13 protein-coding genes and 2 tRNA genes are annotated in these 17228 nt (G+C 45.2%); 8 read left to right on the plus strand and 7 right to left on the minus strand.

The annotated features are described in order from the left end of the window. Window positions 1–154: 154 nt before the first annotated feature. Genes CXF58_RS10245 through CXF58_RS10255 form a run of 3 tightly spaced genes read left to right on the plus strand, consistent with a single transcriptional unit; the run spans window position 155 to window position 2609 of the window. Window positions 155–1342: a homoserine kinase gene (locus CXF58_RS10245; RefSeq protein WP_102077448.1), complete on the plus strand. Its 1188-nt coding sequence runs from the start codon at window positions 155–157 to the stop codon at window positions 1340–1342. A gap of 49 nt (window positions 1343–1391) precedes the next feature. After that, window positions 1392–1700 (plus strand): hypothetical protein, encoded by a 309-nt coding sequence (locus tag CXF58_RS10250; protein WP_226928832.1) that lies wholly within the window; start codon window positions 1392–1394, stop codon window positions 1698–1700. Then, window positions 1701–2609 carry a class II glutamine amidotransferase gene (locus CXF58_RS10255; protein ID WP_102077449.1) on the plus strand — a complete coding sequence of 303 codons (909 nt, stop codon included), beginning with the start codon at window positions 1701–1703 and terminating at the stop codon, window positions 2607–2609. A 34-nt stretch (window positions 2610–2643) separates the two neighbouring features. Here the strand turns inward: CXF58_RS10255 and CXF58_RS10260 are convergent, their stop codons facing one another. Both CXF58_RS10260 and CXF58_RS10265 read right to left on the minus strand, forming a co-directional pair. After that, window positions 2644–3207: a YchJ family protein gene (locus tag CXF58_RS10260; protein ID WP_102077450.1), complete on the minus strand. Its 564-nt coding sequence runs from the start codon at window positions 3205–3207 to the stop codon at window positions 2644–2646. Window positions 3208–3253: 46 nt separating this feature from the next. Continuing rightward, the gene (locus CXF58_RS10265; RefSeq protein WP_102077451.1) at window positions 3254–3970 is read right to left on the minus strand and encodes a metal-dependent hydrolase; all 717 of its coding nucleotides are present in this window, start codon (window positions 3968–3970) and stop codon (window positions 3254–3256) included. 114 nt (window positions 3971–4084) lie between these two features. Here CXF58_RS10265 and CXF58_RS10270 point away from each other — a divergent pair, with 114 nt between their 5' ends. Together CXF58_RS10270 and acnA are read left to right on the plus strand one after the other, a co-directional pair. Then, entirely contained in the window at window positions 4085–5098 is a 1014-nt protein-coding gene (locus CXF58_RS10270; RefSeq protein ID WP_102077452.1) for a DUF3025 domain-containing protein, read from the plus strand. Between the two features lie 426 nt (window positions 5099–5524). After that, on the plus strand, window positions 5525–8311 hold the full coding sequence (gene acnA, locus CXF58_RS10275) for an aconitate hydratase AcnA (RefSeq protein ID WP_102077453.1): 2787 nt from the start codon (window positions 5525–5527) through the stop codon (window positions 8309–8311). A gap of 88 nt (window positions 8312–8399) precedes the next feature. Here acnA and CXF58_RS10280 read toward each other — a convergent pair whose 3' ends face one another. The 5 genes from CXF58_RS10280 to gltX all read right to left on the minus strand — a co-directional run bounded on the left by CXF58_RS10280 (window position 8400) and on the right by gltX (window position 12873). Further along, window positions 8400–9053, minus strand: coding sequence for a LysE family translocator (locus CXF58_RS10280; RefSeq protein WP_102077454.1), 654 nt, complete (start codon window positions 9051–9053; stop codon window positions 8400–8402). Window positions 9054–9301: 248 nt separating this feature from the next. Then, window positions 9302–10342 (minus strand): hypothetical protein, encoded by a 1041-nt coding sequence (locus tag CXF58_RS10285; protein WP_102077455.1) that lies wholly within the window; start codon window positions 10340–10342, stop codon window positions 9302–9304. Window positions 10343–10793: 451 nt separating this feature from the next. Further along, window positions 10794–10869, minus strand: a tRNA-Glu gene (locus CXF58_RS10290). Window positions 10870–11033: 164 nt separating this feature from the next. After that, window positions 11034–11109: transfer RNA gene (locus tag CXF58_RS10295), tRNA-Ala, on the minus strand. 228 nt (window positions 11110–11337) lie between these two features. Continuing rightward, complete coding sequence (gltX, locus tag CXF58_RS10300) at window positions 11338–12873, minus strand: glutamate--tRNA ligase (protein ID WP_102077473.1); 1536 nt, start codon at window positions 12871–12873, stop codon at window positions 11338–11340. Window positions 12874–13310: 437 nt separating this feature from the next. Between gltX and rsmH the strand changes: the two genes are divergently transcribed. From rsmH to CXF58_RS10315, 3 genes are all read left to right on the plus strand, one after another. Then, a complete protein-coding gene (gene rsmH / locus CXF58_RS10305; protein ID WP_227678678.1) occupies window positions 13311–14324 on the plus strand; it encodes a 16S rRNA (cytosine(1402)-N(4))-methyltransferase RsmH in 1014 nt (337 codons plus the stop codon). A gap of 238 nt (window positions 14325–14562) precedes the next feature. Beyond that, window positions 14563–15033: a cell division protein FtsL gene (locus CXF58_RS10310; protein WP_102077456.1), complete on the plus strand. Its 471-nt coding sequence runs from the start codon at window positions 14563–14565 to the stop codon at window positions 15031–15033. After that, window positions 15030–17135: a peptidoglycan D,D-transpeptidase FtsI family protein gene (locus CXF58_RS10315; protein ID WP_102077457.1), complete on the plus strand. Its 2106-nt coding sequence runs from the start codon at window positions 15030–15032 to the stop codon at window positions 17133–17135. The genes CXF58_RS10310 and CXF58_RS10315 overlap by 4 nt, the downstream gene beginning before the upstream one ends. Window positions 17136–17228 lie beyond the last annotated feature (93 nt).

Raw genomic sequence — 17228 nt, forward strand, 5'->3', positions numbered from 1 at the left:
AGCGCTAGTCTAGCAAAATCGCCGCCATATCAGGCAGCTTTTCGCAAGATTATTATGCTTTTTACCAAAGTTTGCCCATGCGCGGTACAATCACTGTCATTACCGTCGATATTTACCCTATTTACCTTCTTTTAATTGCCATAAGTGAGATGTCATGTCCGTCTATACCCAGTTAACCGATGACCAGTTTGCCGCTTTTTGCCAGCGTTTTGGCGTGTCATTTGCGCGTGCCATTCCGATTACCCAAGGTATCAAAAACTCTAACTGGTTTATTCAGACGACTGATGATGTAGATGGCGCGCACTCTTATGTATTTACTTTATTTGAAGAGCGTCCACCAGAAGACATCGAAAAAATGGCGGTTATCCTTAATCAACTGGATGGTAAATTGCCAGTCGCTGCGCCGTTAGCATTGCTTGATTTAGGCGTTGATAGCGCAGAAAAATGCTATGTCATCCATTATGCTAATAAAGCAATTACCCTCGTGCCTTGTCTGGCTGGCGCGCATCCACAGCAAACCACGCAAGCGATGTGTCACGAAATTGGCGCCGCTTTAGCCATGCTGCATGAGACCTTACAAGCACTGCAACCTGCGGAAGAATATGGCGTGCCTTTATACCCATGGGCGGAAGTGCGCGACCGTGAAATGCAGTTTATGCCGGGTGACGAAGCCAAATTGATGAGCGATATTTGGCGCGCTTACTCAGATTTGCCGCTTGCAACGTTGCCAAAAGGCTTATGTCATTTAGACATGTTCGCTGATAATACTTTATGGGACTTATCGTTAAATAATAGCCAAAAAGGCGCAGAGCGTTTAACGGGATTGCTAGACTTTACCGAAGTCAGCGTTGAGCATTATGTGATGGATATTGCGATTACCATTAATGATTTTTGTACCACCTGGGGCGATGCCGAGCAGGGCGAAACTGTCAATTTTGACCGCAGTAAAATGGCGGCATTTTTGCAAGGCTATGAGTCCAAACGTCAGCTTGGCGAAGATGAAAAACGCGCTTTACCAGTGATGCTCGCCAAGGCGGCGGTGATTTTTTGGCTATTACGTTTAAACGTTATCCACTATAACCGTACCGAAGGTCGGACTGGTGATAATATCATGGTTAAAAATCCTGACCTGATGAAACGCTTAGCTGCTTATCATTGGTCACATGTTGAAAAAGCGCAAAATACGGTCTTTGTATTGTTAGATAATGAATCGGCGATGCAAAAAAACACTCAGATAATCGGTATTTTTAGCAATATCACCCAAGCTGAGCAAGCACGTGATAAATTAAGTAATAGCAGTGATTTTGCAATCAAAGAATATACGCTCGACCAATTGGCATAGATTGTTATTATTCGACCATTCCTGTATCAAAACCATAAAGGCAAATCCCATGACCGATCAAGTTGATAACTGGCACAAACTGGCGCGCTACGATACCAATATGCAAGGCGAGCTGCATGCCAATCTGCTGCGTAATAACGGTATTACGGTGTCACTGCAACCGCTGAGTGCCATGCCCGGTATGAATTCTGGGATTGTGCTGTGGATACAAGATACGGATTTGGCGCATGCGCAGCGTATTTTGGCGAATATTGACACCGATGGCGCAACGCCTTATGAGATGTTTGATGAAGTATCAGAAGCTACTCTAAACCCTACTTTAAATTCTGCAAAAAAAAACAATGGCGGTGAAGTATAAATGTGTCAACTCTTAGGAATGAACTGTAATACCCCAACCGATATTGGTTTTAGCTTTGCAGGGTTTCGCCGTCGCGGCGGCATGACCGACAGTCATGAAGATGGCTTTGGTATTGCGTTTTTTGAGCGTAGTGAATGCGCCAATAATGATAAAACAGCCAACGCTTCGACTGGTTTGCGACTGTTTCATGACAATCATCCGAGCCATCTATCGCCCGTGGCTGATTTGGTGAATAATTATCCGATTAAAGCCATGAACGTCATCGCCCATATTCGTAAAGCGACCCAAGGACAGAATTGTTTGGCCAATACCCATCCTTTCGTCCGCGAAGTGTGGGGCGAGCAGTGGGTATTTGCCCATAACGGGCAGATGAATAGCGAATTTATTAAACGCTGTCAGCGCCTGCAAGACAATGGCAATGCCTCACATTGCCAGCCAGTCGGTAATACCGATTCTGAAATGGCATTTTGCTATTTGGTCAATCGCCTAAAAAGCAGCTTTAAAACCCGCCCCGATGATCAAACGCTGTTTAATTTTTTAACCACCCAATGTCGCTACCTTTCTGCCAACGGTTTGTTCAATTGCCTAATCTCAAACGGTCGGTGGCAGCTGGCTTATGCTGGTAGCTTATTGTTTTATCTCACGCGCAAAGCACCGTTTGGCGAAGCAAAATTAGCAGATGATGATTTGGCGATTAACTTTGGTGATGTGACTACCGACACCGATAAGGTTACGATTCTAGTTACTGTGCCATTGACTGAAAATGAAAAATGGCAACAGTTGGCGGTCAATGAATGCTTAATATTCCAAGATGGCGATGTCATTTATAAAGACAGTCCAAGTCAGCGTAAGTTTTTAACCGTTGAGGAAGGCATTGCGGTAGCACGCGCGGTTGGAGCGAGTGTTTAGGATTGGCAAGTATTTAACGTTGATTAAATATCAGTTAGATATAAGCGCCGCAACAGCGCTTAAATTTCTCACCCGAGCCACAAATACACGGCTGTTTTTGCGTGACAGTCATAGAAACAGTCGGGTCGAGGAAATACCAACGCGCATCGTTGTTCGCTTTGTCTGTTACTTTTACAAAGGCAGACAACTCATGATGCGCCTGTATGCTGTCATCTTTATTATCAGAGATATTAAAGTAAGCCTTAAACTCAACTTGCGCATGGCGTTTACCTAGCTTTGGCGTATGCGTAATGATTTCCAATCCTGCCCAGTCCGTCTCTTTTGCCCAATTCTCAATAGCCTGAATATCTAGTAAATTTTGCTGCGCAGGCAAAGTGGTTTTAACGATATATTCTGGTTTAACTAAGACAAAAGCGCTATAACGCGACCGCATTAGACGCTCAGCAGAGTCTGGCTTTACGCCGTCAATTTTATCAGCTTCGTTATTTAAAAGCCCGTCATGATAAGGCTGACAGCAATCTTGATAAAGTAGCGGTGCGCCAATAGCTTCTGAGACTGGATTGATTTGGCAAGGGCAGATTAGTAGGGAAATTGACATTATTTACTCGAGTTGTTGGTCATTTTTTTTAACAGTTTTATAAATTTCAATTGAGCCAGTTTTTTATCAATTCTGGCCATAGACCAAGTTTAAGCTTTGCCCAAGGCGCGGGGTCACGCAGCTGCTGCCAAAACTCAGCAAATGGCGGCGCAAAATATACCAAGAGCGCAAGGATGACGTACAGGAGCAGATACCACCATTTATCTTTATGCTGATAAAACTTCATCGCTGTACCCGATGAGCGCTTCATTTTCATATTGGACAAATTCACACTATATAGCTCATCCAATGCCAAATGTACCATGGCGCCGCCGAATAAAAACAAGCCATAAAACCAACTGACAGTTAGCGGTAAGGCTAAAATATCGTAGCTGACGTAGGTCATCCCAAGCCCCATTATCGCCATATAGGGCACCGAATGTATGACGCCACGATGTACGGTCATTTTGGTAAAAATAGAGAATACCACATAACGCATAAAACCGTAGCCCGCCAGCCATAAAGCTATCAGCGCCAGTAAACTCAGCTCACTGCGCCAATGCATGACCAGACCAAAGGCAAAAATAAACGAGGTAATATTAAACCCAAGCTTAATCGGCGTCGAGTTATCAGAATCCAAATCAGGCAGCAGCCCACCGATAGTGCCGAGTGCCACGCACATCAAAAACCCTGAATCATCAATCAAGCCTGCTTTATAAACCGCAAGACTCATCGTACCACTTGCCATGAATGCAACATTTAAGTGGGTGTTAAAATTTGCCATAAAAACTCATCAATAAATAGCGCGCGAAATCTGTATTTCGAGCGGCTTGTCTAGCCGTAAAAAAGCGCTCCATGATACCATAGCCACGCCAGTCGTCTAATAGAGATAGTCAATATGACCGCCACCGATTTACCTACTAAGCCTTATCGAAATACTACTTCTGATGCATCTATTAATAAACCATCTGCATGCGCCAGCACGCTTGATGACAGCTTTGCTGCCATTGACTGGCAAGCGCCATGGCTGTGTCATTTACATCAATTGGCCTACCTAAGCAAAAGCATTACCCAACTCAGTGTGTTACAGACTGACACCGCGAATGTCGATAAAGTTGAAAATACACCTGATATTATTGCAAAGGTATTGAATACCGCATTACAGCAACAGGCAGAAAACCTAAAACAACCATTACCGCAAACCAAACCTGCGCTAAGCAATCAAGCCGAAACCTTACAATTCGTCTCGCAGAAGGCGCTACCAGAAGGCGAAGCGTACGAGCGTTTTATCGGCACCACCGGCAATATCCCGACCCGTGATAATTTGCATGATTTATTTAACGGTAGTATTTGGCTCACCTTTCCCAAAACCAAAGCCCTGCTGAATTATTATCATATGCTTGAGATTAAGGAGCAAGGTATTGGCGCCAGTCGCGGCCGTGTCCGCGATACCATTACCGTTTTTGATGAAAATGGCGCGATATTGGTCACCGCTGAGTCTAGTATCGGTAAGGCATTGGTTGATTTTGATTGGCAGGAAAGTTTGGTTGCACCGCGTGACAAATGGGACGAACCAAAGCAACTTAATAAACAAGCTCAAGCAGCAGTTTATATTTTTGGTCATGCACTGTTAGAGAAGCTACTGTACCCACGCAAGGCATTGTGCGCCCATAGTATCGTAATTTCTGTCACACAAGATTTTTTTACCTTGTCGCTATCTGAGCGTATCAATCATTTGGATCAAAAAGTGGCCGATTATATGGACGCGTTATTATCAGGGCCAGATGTGTCCCCGCGCAAACTGTCGCCATTGCCAATTTTGGGTGTGCCACACTATTGGGCAGAAAATGCCAATTCGAGCTTTTATGATGATAGTCACGTCTTTCGGAGCGGTCGTCGTAGTCAAGGTTAAAAGATACGGGCACACCTTGTCCGGTAAACGTTGAATTTTAACTGCTAAAGCATTGTCGTGGTTACGATTGTGCCACGATTCAACACCATCTAGTCGTTAACAAAGCGCTCCTTATTTGTTATGGTAAAAGGACGTTACTGTTAAACGCTAAACAGATGCATATATCTTTTGTTAATGGCGATTTTGTTCACCTCACCGTTATCAATAAACATTTATTAAAAAAAGCACCGTTAACTATTGTACTTAGCACTTGTTAAAAACGAGCGCTTATTAAAAAATAGGTGTCGCCATTCGATTTAAGCACATTCATTTAAATTAAGAAGAAATAAGCCACCAGTTATCAGCATAAATTGCCATGCATTTACAGTCGTATGAATGGCATAAGGATTTATGCTTAGGATCTATAACAACGATAAGGAAGCTACCATGAGTGATATTTTTAATGTAAAAGACACGATTGAAGTCGCTGGCAAGGAGCACGCTTATTATAGCTTGCCCAAGCTGACTGACACTTACGAGAACATCAGCAAACTGCCATTTTGCATGAAAATCGTCTTAGAAAACCTACTGCGTAATGAAGATGACGGTCAATCTGTCGGCAAAAACCATATCGAAGCCGTTGCCAATTGGGACGCTGGGGCAGAAGCGTCAAAAGAAATTGCCTTTATGCCAGCGCGTGTGGTCTTGCAAGATTTCACTGGTGTACCATCAGTGGTTGATTTGGCAGCGATGCGTGATGCGGTCGTTGAGCTTGGCGGTCGTGCTGAGCAGATTAATCCCTTTATTCCAAGTGAGTTGGTGGTTGACCACTCTGTACAGGTCGACGCTTATGGCCGCGAAGATGCGCTAGATTTAAACGAAAAGATTGAGTTTAAGCGTAATAACGAGCGTTATGAGTTTTTACATTGGGGCAAGAACGCCTTTAAAAACTTTGTCGTTGTGCCACCAGCAACCGGTATTGTGCATCAGGTTAACTTAGAATATTTAGCGCGTGTAGTAATGGCTGCTGAAGTAGACGGAGAGCTGACCGCGTATCCAGATACGGTATTTGGTACAGACAGTCACACCACCATGATTAATGGTATTGGCGTACTCGGTTGGGGTGTTGGTGGTATCGAAGCGGAAGCGGCGATGCTTGGTCAGCCATCCTCAATGCTCATTCCACAAGTGGTGGGTTTTGAGCTCAAAGGCAAATTGACCGAAGGCGTGACCGCAACGGATTTGGTACTACGCGTGGTTGAGATGTTACGTGCTCACGGTGTGGTTGGTAAATTTGTCGAATTTTATGGCGAAGGTTTACACAGTATGCCACTCGCTGACCGTGCAACCATTGCCAACATGTCACCGGAATACGGCGCAACCTGTGGTATTTTCCCGATTGACCAAATGGCGATTGATTATCTGCGTCTGTCAGGTCGTGAAGAAAGCCAGATTGAGCTGGTTGAAAAATATGCCAAGGCGCAAGGTTTATGGCATGATGCCGATACGCCGGCTGCGACGTATTCAAGTAAGCTTGAGCTGGACTTATCATCGGTGAAACCAGCCCTTGCCGGTCCGAACTTGCCGCAGCAGCGTATCAATTTGTCTGATATGCATGAGAAGTTTGGCGAAACGCTAGAGAAAATGACCAAAGACCGTAAGTCAGAAATCGATGGTAAAGTGCGCTTTGACCAAGAAGGTGCGCAACAAGAGCAAGCCGATAGACTGTATGCCAAGCCTAATGTCTTCTCTGACGTTAATATCGATGATAAGAGTCACAAACTGCGTGATGGTTCGGTGGTTATCGCCGCGATTACCTCTTGTACCAACACCTCAAACCCGGCGGTGATGATTGGCGCTGGTTTGGTGGCGAAAAAAGCCGCTGCCAAAGGTTTAAAAGCCAAGCCTTGGGTAAAAACCTCATTGGCACCAGGCTCAAAAGTCGTTACCGATTATCTTGAAAAAACCAAGCTAATGGATGAGCTAGAGAAAACAGGCTTCTATTTGGTTGGTTATGGTTGTACCACCTGTATCGGTAACTCAGGTCCGCTCTTAGAGTCGATTGAACAAGGTATCAAAGAAAACGACTTGGTTGCCGCTGCGGTGTTATCGGGTAACCGTAACTTTGAAGGGCGTATTCACTCGCACGTCAAGGCCAGTTACTTGGCGTCGCCACCGCTGGTGGTTGCTTATGCGCTGGCAGGGACGGTTGATATTGACTTGACCACCCATCCGCTAGGACAAGACCAAGACGGTAACGATGTCTACCTAAAGGATATTTGGCCAACGTCCGATGAAATTAATGAACTGATTGCCAATAATATCGACGCCGATATGTTCCGTAAAAACTACGGCGAAGTGTTTGACGGCAGTGCTGCATGGAACGCCATTAGCTCAGCCGATAGTCAGCTGTATCCATGGAGCGAAAAGTCTACTTATATCAAAAATCCACCGTTCTTTGATGGCATGACCATGGAGCCAGAAGGTATCCCTGATATCGAAGGCGCGCGTATCTTGGGTCTATTTGGCGATTCAATAACCACTGACCATATCTCGCCAGCTGGTAATATCGATGCTAATTCTCCTGCGGGTAAGTACTTGCAAGAGCGTGGTGTGATGCCAGCCGACTTTAATAGTTATGGCTCACGCCGTGGTAACGATGCGGTCATGACCCGCGGTACTTTTGCCAATATCCGTATCAAAAACCAGATGATGGGCGGTAAAGAAGGCGGCTACACTTACTACTTTAAAGGCGACAACGCCACGCTTCAAGACGGCGAAGAAATGGCCATCTATGACGCGGCGATGAAGTATAAAGAAGATAAACGTCCACTTGTGGTACTTGGCGGTGCAGAGTATGGTTCTGGTTCTAGCCGTGACTGGGCCGCGAAGGGTACGATTTTGCTCGGCGTAAAAGCGGTATTGACCAGCTCGTTTGAGCGTATTCACCGCTCAAACTTAGTCGGTATGGGCGTATTGCCATTAACCTTTAAAGATGATGAAAACGCCGATACTTATCACCTAGACGGTTCTGAAGTGCTAAGTATCACAGGCCTTAATAATGGCGAAAGTAAAACCGCAACAGTGACGGCGACCCGTGCTGATGGTTCAACTGAAACCTTTGAGGTAAACGTCATGCTACAGACGCCAAAAGAGCGCGAATACGTGCGTCATGGCGGCGTATTGCACTATGTACTACGTCAATTGGCAGCTGAGAGTAAAAACGCTGCGTAATATTTAATTAAAGTGAGAATAAGAAAAGCCCGGTCGAGATGACTGGGCTTTTTTATGTGCAATACTTTTTAATTCGTCAATTTTACCTTTAACCCCTCTCAGTCAACAGCCTAATTCCCAAGCCAATAAACACCACACCACTAATTTTATTTAAAATAGATTCGATAGTTGGATTCTCTCGCAGCTTTTCACTGAATTTTGACGCCAATAATGCCAAACATAAACACCATATAAAACCAGTCGCCGCAAAGGTCAATCCTAAAATGATGAACGACACCATGCTATTGGCATAATTAGGATTGATAAATTGCGGGAAGAACGCCAAAAAGAATAGTGCGACTTTTGGATTAAAGGTATTGGTAAGCACGCCCTGTTTATAGATTTGTCCATAATCTAAAAAACTAGTACGAGTAGGATGATCATGGCTGGATAAATTATTGGCCATTAAAGCATCTGGTTTTGTTAGCAGCATCTTTAGGCCTAAATAGCATAGGTAGCTGGCACCAATATATTTAACGACCATAAATGCAGTAGGGGAGTTGGCTAATAAGACGGATAAGCCCAGCGCCGCCAATAACGTATGCACTAAAATTCCTGAGATAATACCAAGCACGGAATAAAACCCCGCCGTTTGCCCCTGTGAAATACTGCGGGTGACGATATACATGCTATCGCTGCCAGGGGTCAGGTTTAACAAGATGGCTGCCATGACAAACCCTAGGTAATTCTCAATACCGAACATCGCCAACGTGCCTTTTAGATAATAGGAGAGGCTCTTAGTATAGGTTTGTGCGCGGCGAAATGTCTAGTTTTTCAAGTTCTATTCTTTCAGACTTAAAGTGCTATTAATAAAAAATGGTATCAATAAAAGGTGTTGCCAATAAAAAACGCTAGGCGAAAAAAAGCCCAATCACGATATAGTGTGACTGGGCTTTTTGACAAAGTTTAATAAGTAGATTGTTCCTTACTTATTTTAGTTTATTTGGCCTTTTAGCGAACGTTATCACCAAGAGTAACGATAGGCTTGTCTAAACGATGGTTGGCTGCTGCACTTCTTGCGCCCATAATAGCAGCGATAAAAGTTAAGATAGTGCTGATTAACCAAAATAGACCACTATATAAAGCTGCTTTACGAGCAACCTCTTCCGCTTGTTGTAATTTTTGTTCAGCGGCTGCTTTTGCTTCAGCGATATTTTGCTCAGTTTTTATTTTATATTCGTTAAATGACTGCTGAACCTCGGTACGAACTTCGATAGCTTGCGCTTCTGTTAGACCTTCTTGTTGCAAACGGGTGATGAGCTCAGGACCTTTTAAGGTCTGCTCGATTGCTGCCATACGCTGTTTTGCATAGTCATCAATATTGCGCCACGTGTCGATATCGGTAAAGTCCATATTGGCTACTTGTGTCTTAGTACCATTGACCAAATCTTTAACCACACGACTGGTTGCTGCGACTTGCTGTTCGCTTAAGTTTTGCGTATTTTTTGCTACCATTGCTTGGATATCTTCTTCACTGATATCTCCTGAAACGCGCTGATAAATCTCCTGCGCTTTTTGCTGTACGCCGTCGTTTTGTGCGGCTTGACCAGCAGCGGCTGCACCGACGGTCGCTGTTGTGGCAGCCGTTTTAGCGACCGTACCCACGGTAGAACCTACCGCATTACCAGCTGTGGTTAAAATCCCAGTTGCGCTACTTAATGTAAAAAAAGTAGTAAACAGTACAATCAAAGCGGCGGTTAGCATACCCGTTAAGGTAGCATCTCTTGGATCTACATCGGTACCATCACCAAATAAGGCTTCTGGCGCTGAGAATTTAATTGCAAAGTGACCTGCTACAAAAGCACTGACCAAAGCGGTAATAACCGCATATATACCGCCCGCGATACTGGTACCTTTTAAATCAAACGGTAAAAATGAGCTTAGCACTAAAGCCAAGGCAACCATTGCCATCACGATAATCACTCCCATGACCAAACCGGCAAGTACGCCGCGCCAGGAGGGGCGTCTTTGAGGAGTATAAGTAGTTAACATAACCATTCCTTTTTTAAAATTTCCTAATTTTGTATGGATATTTATAGTTTTCACTCTATGCTTAGAGCAGTTGTACACGTACTGAAGTTCACAACCATTGATTGATATTTATCGTTTATTGTTTTTTGCCATCAATTAAAGGTTGTGAACATAATATAAGCATAAGGAATAGAAAGACTTATTAATAATACTGTTAAGTAGAAAAGCATGAGGAATGTGTATTAGAATGTTAAAATAAGTGACAAAATCAACGAAATGTAAGTGGAAGTAAGAAAGAATTAATCAATTAATATTTGTCTCGTAATGATTTTTTAAAATAGGCGACAAAAAATACAGACAAAAAAAGCCCAGTCACCATATGATGACTGGGCTTTTTTATTGTGCGCTTATTAGTCTAACCTGAATGCTTAGAAGATGCTAAGCAAAAGTGCTGATAAGTGACGCCGAATAGTGGCGTCCCCAGGGGGATTCGAACCCCCGTTACCGCCGTGAAAGGGCGGTGTCCTAGGCCTCTAGACGATGGGGACGCATAGAGTGTCATAACCACTATTTTACAATAGCATTACAACGGTACTTCACAATATCAGAGTGCTTATCTATTAATAGAGCAAGCCTTGCCTAGGTGCTGATATCGTCCTACTAGCGAGTATTTATCAAAGTTTCAGTAAACTGAACGTTGCGATAAATAGTATGGTGGAGCTAAACGGAGTCGAACCGTTGACCCCTTGCATGCCATGCAAGTGCTCTACCAACTGAGCTATAGCCCCTCGCTAAGAGTGTGCGTATTTTAGGTAAGACCAGCAGTCTTGTCAACCGCTATTTTAAAAATAATGCATAAATTTGCAAAAAAAGTTAGTAAAAGTATTTAAATGGCTAATTATGGGCATTTAAGTACGGAGATTGACGTAAAAAAGGGTCAGTATTAGCCTGACCCTTTTTTATTAATTATCCATTCTACTCTTAATTAAACAGTACAAGGTTATTTAGCAGCCAAACTATTCAGCCGCCAAGAAGTCTGGCAACTCTGCCGCTTGTTTCTCAAGTTTTTTCAGTTTCTTTTTACCTAGACCGCCCAGTACATCAACCGCATGGCGTAAACGGGTCAGGGTCATATCAGCGCCGATAATCGCCATCGAGTTCATGACGGGCGTCGATGAGGTGCTACCAGCGATAGCGATAAAGAACGGCGCCATAAAATCACGCATCTTAATATCAAGATGCGCGGCAAGACCTTTTAGGGTGGCATAGATGTTTTCTTCCGTCCACGTCGGCAAGGTTTCTAGCTGCCAAAGCGCCAGTTGTAGCATCTCGGTAATTTGCTCAGGCGTCAGCGATTTATGGGTAAAGCTTTCAGCGGTGATAGCAGGCAGGTTTTGAAAATAAAAGCCGCCCCAGTTAACCGCATCAGACAGCAGTTCAATACGTGGTTGAATTGCGGCGGCAATCGCGGTTAGTTTATCGCTGTTGCTTGCCCAGTCGAGGATTTTGTTTTTAAGCTCTTCAGGGGTAAGCGCACGTAGCCATTCCGCATTTAGCCAGTTGAGTTTTTCGATATCGAAAATAGGACCGCCAAGCGACACACGCTGAATGTCAAAGCTGGCAATCATTTCCTCTAAGGTGAATTTCTCAGCTTCGTCAGGCATTGAGTAGCCCATACGACCAAGGTAGTTGAGCAGCGCTTCTGGTAACACGCCGGCATCACGATAGTAAGTGATAGAGGTTGGGTTTTTACGTTTTGACAGTTTTGATTTATCTGGATTACGTAGCAGTGGCATATGGCAAAGAACGGGCATCTCCCAACCAAAATACTCATAAAGCAGCTGATGCTTGGGTGCAGAGTTGAGCCACTCTTCACCGCGCATAACATGACTGATTTCCATCAAATGGTCGTCGACGACGTTGGCTAAATGATAGGTTGGCATGCCATCAGTTTTTAGCAGCACCTGCATATCGACTTGCGTCCAAGGAATCTCAACCGTACCGCGTAGCATGTCATGTATCTGGCAGACGCCTTCGGTTGGCACGCGCATACGAATAACGTGCGGTTTGCCTTCAGCGACCAATTGCGCGGTTTTCTCAGGAGCAAGGTGTGCGCAGCGACCGTCATAGCGCGGCGTTTCGCCATTGGCCATTTGCTCAGCGCGCATAGCATCAAGCTCTTCAGGGGTACAAAAACATCGAAACGCATGATCGCTTGCTATCAGCTGCTCGGCATGTTTTTTATAAATATCGCTACGCTCGCTTTGACGATACGGTGCGTGTGGCCCGCCGATATCTGGTCCTTCCGCCCAGTCAAGACCGACCCAACGCAGCGCATCCAAAATCATTTGTTCAGATTGCTCGGTTGAGCGCGTTTGATCGGTGTCCTCAATACGCAAAATAAACTCGCCGCCATGGGCTTTGGCAAAGGCTAAATTAAATAGGGCGATATAAGCGGTGCCGACATGCGGAAAACCAGTTGGAGATGGCGCAATACGCGTACGAATAGGGCGCTTGCTATCAAGGTTGGCTTGGGATGATGTTTGGGTCATAAAAATCTCAGAATATGCTGGTGAATGAATAAAATGGCGAGAAAAGTTAAAGCTCAAGGCGAATAGGGAAATTGAGTCAAAATACGGGTGAAACAGTCGCCGTCCCGGTAGAAAAATAGCGTAAAATATAGCCCTAGTATAACAGAGAGCTGAGATATTTTTAACGAAAAGCCTCTCTAGCGCTTGACTCGCCGTATATCCTTGCGATAATAATGCTAGGTGAGTCATAACTTGTTTATTTTCATCTGATTTTTTACTATTACTGGCCAAAAAGGTCATCATCTACTGAGTCGTTTGTGTCCATATCGAATCCAAAGTCAAAAAACACGTTAAATTCTAAAGAAAACCCTTCTTCAGTCATTGATAGTTCTGAGTCAGAGGTCAATTCGTCTATTGTTGAGAATGATTCTGCTCATCAGTTTTCTCAAAAGCCCGTCATAGAGCAAGCAGGTGCTGATGAATTAAGTTTTGTCCATGACGCCGTGCTACTACAAGAAACGGTGGCGGCGGTATTGGGTGTCAAATCGCTGCCCAAACAAACAGATGACAGCCGTCAAAACAGCTTACAAAAAAGTGGTATTTATGTTGATGCAACTTTTGGGCGCGGTGGGCATAGCCGCCTGCTATTAAGCCAGCTTGCCGATGATGCAACCTTAATTGTGTTTGATAAAGACCCGACGGCGATTAGCGTTGCGCAAGAATTGGCAAAATCTGATAGCCGCGTCAAAGTGGTGCATGATAGCTTTGCAACCTTGACCGATAGTTTAGCTAGTATGGGAATCACAAAAGTGGACGGTCTGATGGCGGATTTGGGTATTTCCTCGCCGCAAATCGATGACGGTAGCCGCGGTTTTAGTTTTATGCGCGATGGCGCGGTCGATATGCGCATGGATACCAGTCGCGGACAGTCGGTTGCCGAGTGGCTCGAGACAGTCGATGATGAAACCTTGGCCGATGTGCTTTATGAGTTTGGCGAAGAGCGTCACAGCCGCCGTATTGCCCGTGCGATTAAGCAGATGGACAGTTATGAGTCGACGCTTGCGCTGGCAGAAGTGATCAAAGCGGCGCATCCAAATTGGCAGCGCGGTAAGCACCCTGCAACGCAAAGTTTTCAGGCCATGCGCATTTTTATCAATAATGAGCTTGGCGATGTAGATGACTTTTTAGAACAAAGCATTCCGATTTTAAAGTCGGGCGGTCAGCTGGCAGTGATTAGTTTTCACTCGTTAGAAGATCGCCGTATCAAGCAGTTCTTGCAGCGCCATAGCAAAGGTCAGTATCCAGAAGATGAAAACTTGCCGATGCCGCCCAAGCGTCCGCGTTATTTTAGTAAACCAAAACGCGTCGGTCCTAGTAAAGCAGAAATCAGTCAAAACCCGCGCGCGCGTAGTGCGTGGCTGCGCATGGCGACTCGTAGCGATACGGATTATAAAGCAGATGATAATTCTTAAGCTAAGTCTTAAAACTTGCTATTCAGTTATGTGGGTAAAATATAACTGAATGTTTTAATGATTACGCGGCTGTTAAAAAGCTGTAAACATTCTCTGCTAGGCTCAGCAGTTACTTTTTGCTTGGTTATGTGTTTATTGATAGTTATTTTTATTGATGGTGCTGATGGCTCATGAGGGTGTGTTCACTCGCAAATCTTAGCGCTTTTTTTATTTTGAAGTTCACTTTTTTGAGATCGTCATGACAATATCTGACAAACCTGTAAACCGCCGCGCCGCAATGCCTCCTAATACTGATGTTGGCGAATTATTCGTGCGCCGATTTAACGTGGTCAGTATATACGTGGTCATATTAGTGTTACTGGCGGCGGCTATTATATGGAGCGGCATCAAGACGGCAGAGGGCGTGCAGCAATATCATCAGGATTATAAAACCTTGCAAGATATGAAAAAACAAGAGCGCAAGCTACAAGTTGAGCACCAACGTCTATTGATTGAACAGCAAACCTTTAGTGCAACCCCGCAAATTGCCAGTCGCGCCGTTGCTGAATTGGGTATGTTTTCGCCAACCCTTAAAGACAAGCTGATTATTCAGCCGGGTGCGGCAGTTGCCGTCGCGCCAGTGCTCGAGGACGATGGCACAGATGCTGCCGCTGCCAATGAAACAGATTTTTTTGAGGCGGATGCTAACGCTGCGGAGGCAGGACGATGACTGACAAAAAGCCCACTGCCAAAAACGATAAAGCGGCCAAAAATAACAGCAAAAAACCCGCCAGCGGCAAAGTCACTAAGCCGCTACGCCGTGCCAGTGTTGCCAAATCTGGACAAACAGGCGGCAAAGCTGACAATAAAGCGGCCGATAACCGCAAAGCTAAGCTATTTAGTCGCCTAAAAAAGAACGAAGAGCAGGGCGCTTATACCAGTGTAAAAACCCAAAAAAGCAAAAGAGCCTTTTTGGGTAAAGCCTCCGGGGCATCGTCACGCGGCGGTGTTGAACAGGATAAAAACCGCTTTCGTACCATTTGGGCAATATCGTTAGTCATTTTAGGCTTATTAATTGGCCGTGCTTATTATTTACAAGTCGCCAATGCGCAGTTTTATCAAGATAAAGGCAATGAGCTGATTACCAGCGTGCGTACGCAAAAATCCTATCGCGGCATGATTACCGATCGTAATGATTTGCCTTTAGCCGTCAGTGCGCCGCTTGCGACCGTGTCGTTTAGCCCGCATGATTATGCGCGCGAATATTACGAGCTGAAACGTATTATCTTGACCAATCCTGAAAGTCCTCAGCTTGTCGCGCGTATGCAAAAGCGTTTAGATAATATGGATTTAACCACGCTTGCAGCAGCGGCCAATATCTCAGTTACTGAGCTGAAAAAAGTCACGGCTATCGATGACAGTATTGACGTCACCGATGAAGAAGCGGTGAAAGCGGCGCTGCCATCGGGTGCAGGCTCGCATTATCTGCCACTCCTTAACAAAGTCACGCCTGAGATTGCCCAAAGTGTCAGCTCGCTTGATTTCCCAGGTGTCTATGAGAAAAACTTCTTTCAGCGCTATTATCCGCAGCCGCAACCAAACTCGCAGTTGTTAGGGTTCATGGGGCAAAACGCCAATGACCCTGAAGGCGGTTATGAAGGCCGTGCTGGTATTGAGCGTCAGTATGAAACGGCGCTGGCGGGTGAAGATGGTAAGGTTTTGGTACTAAAAGACGCCAAGCAAAATAGCTTAAAAGAAATCAAGCAAGTCGAGCCAGAAGTACCGGGTAAAGATGTCGCCTTAACGATTGATTCGCGCTTACAGTACTTGCTTTATAAAGAGTTAGAAAAAGCCGGTCGCCTGCAAAAAGCGCGCTGGTCGACCGGTATGATTGTTGATGTGCAAACGGGCGAAGTGCTAGCGCTATCGACGTGGCCATCCTTTAACTCTAATAATCTGAACGAGATGACGGGCGAAAACCAGCGTAACCGTGCGCTGCTCGACGTCTTTGAGCCGGGTTCGGTTATGAAGCCATTTACCGTGGCGACCGCATTGGATTCCGGTAAATATACCACCACGTCTTTGATTGATACCAATCCGGGCTCTATTCGCGTGCGTGGTTATACCATTCGTGACCACAATAATTTGGGACGCATTACGCTTGCGACATTACTACAAAAATCTAGTAACGTCGCCTCAACCAAGATTGCGTTATCCTTGCCGCCTGATGCCATTACCAATATGCAAAGACAGTTTGGCTTTGGGGCAAAAACTCCGCTGCAATTCCCAGGGGAAGGTAGTGGCCTTGTGGTCACGCCAAAAGAAAAAGAAACGTCAAGACGGGCAACGGTCAGTTATGGTTATGGCCTACAAGTCACCTTAGCGCAGGTCGCGCAGGCGTATTCGGCGCTTGCCGCTGGTGGGGTGATGCACCCACTAACCTTAATTAAAGACGACAAAAAACAGCCCAGCAAACGTATCATGGCGCACGAACAAGCCATGTCTATCGTACAGATGCTAGAAAGTGTCACCGAGCCGGGCGGTACCGCCAAAGCCGCGGCTATTGATGGCTATCGTGTGGCCGGTAAAACAGGTACCTCACGCCGTATCAACCCAAAAGGCGGCTACTATAGCGACCAGTACCGTAACGTCTTTGCCGGTATGGCGCCCGCGTCCAATCCTAAGCTGGTCGGGGTGATGCTTATCGAAGACCCACGCGGTCAGATTTATGCTGGCTTAACGGTAGCGCCTGTCTTTCATAATGTTATGAAAGAGGCGCTGCGTTTATATAATGTGCCGTTAGATAAGCCATTAAAAACCGAAGAGCCGTAGCTAAAAAGTAAGTTCCATGGTTAAGTTTTATGACTAATTTCCATGACCAAGTTTCATGACTAAGCTCCATGTTTCAGCTGTTAACTATTTGAT

The organism is Psychrobacter sp. Sarcosine-02u-2 (assembly GCF_002836335.1).
GTDB lineage: Bacteria > Pseudomonadota > Gammaproteobacteria > Pseudomonadales > Moraxellaceae > Psychrobacter > Psychrobacter faecalis.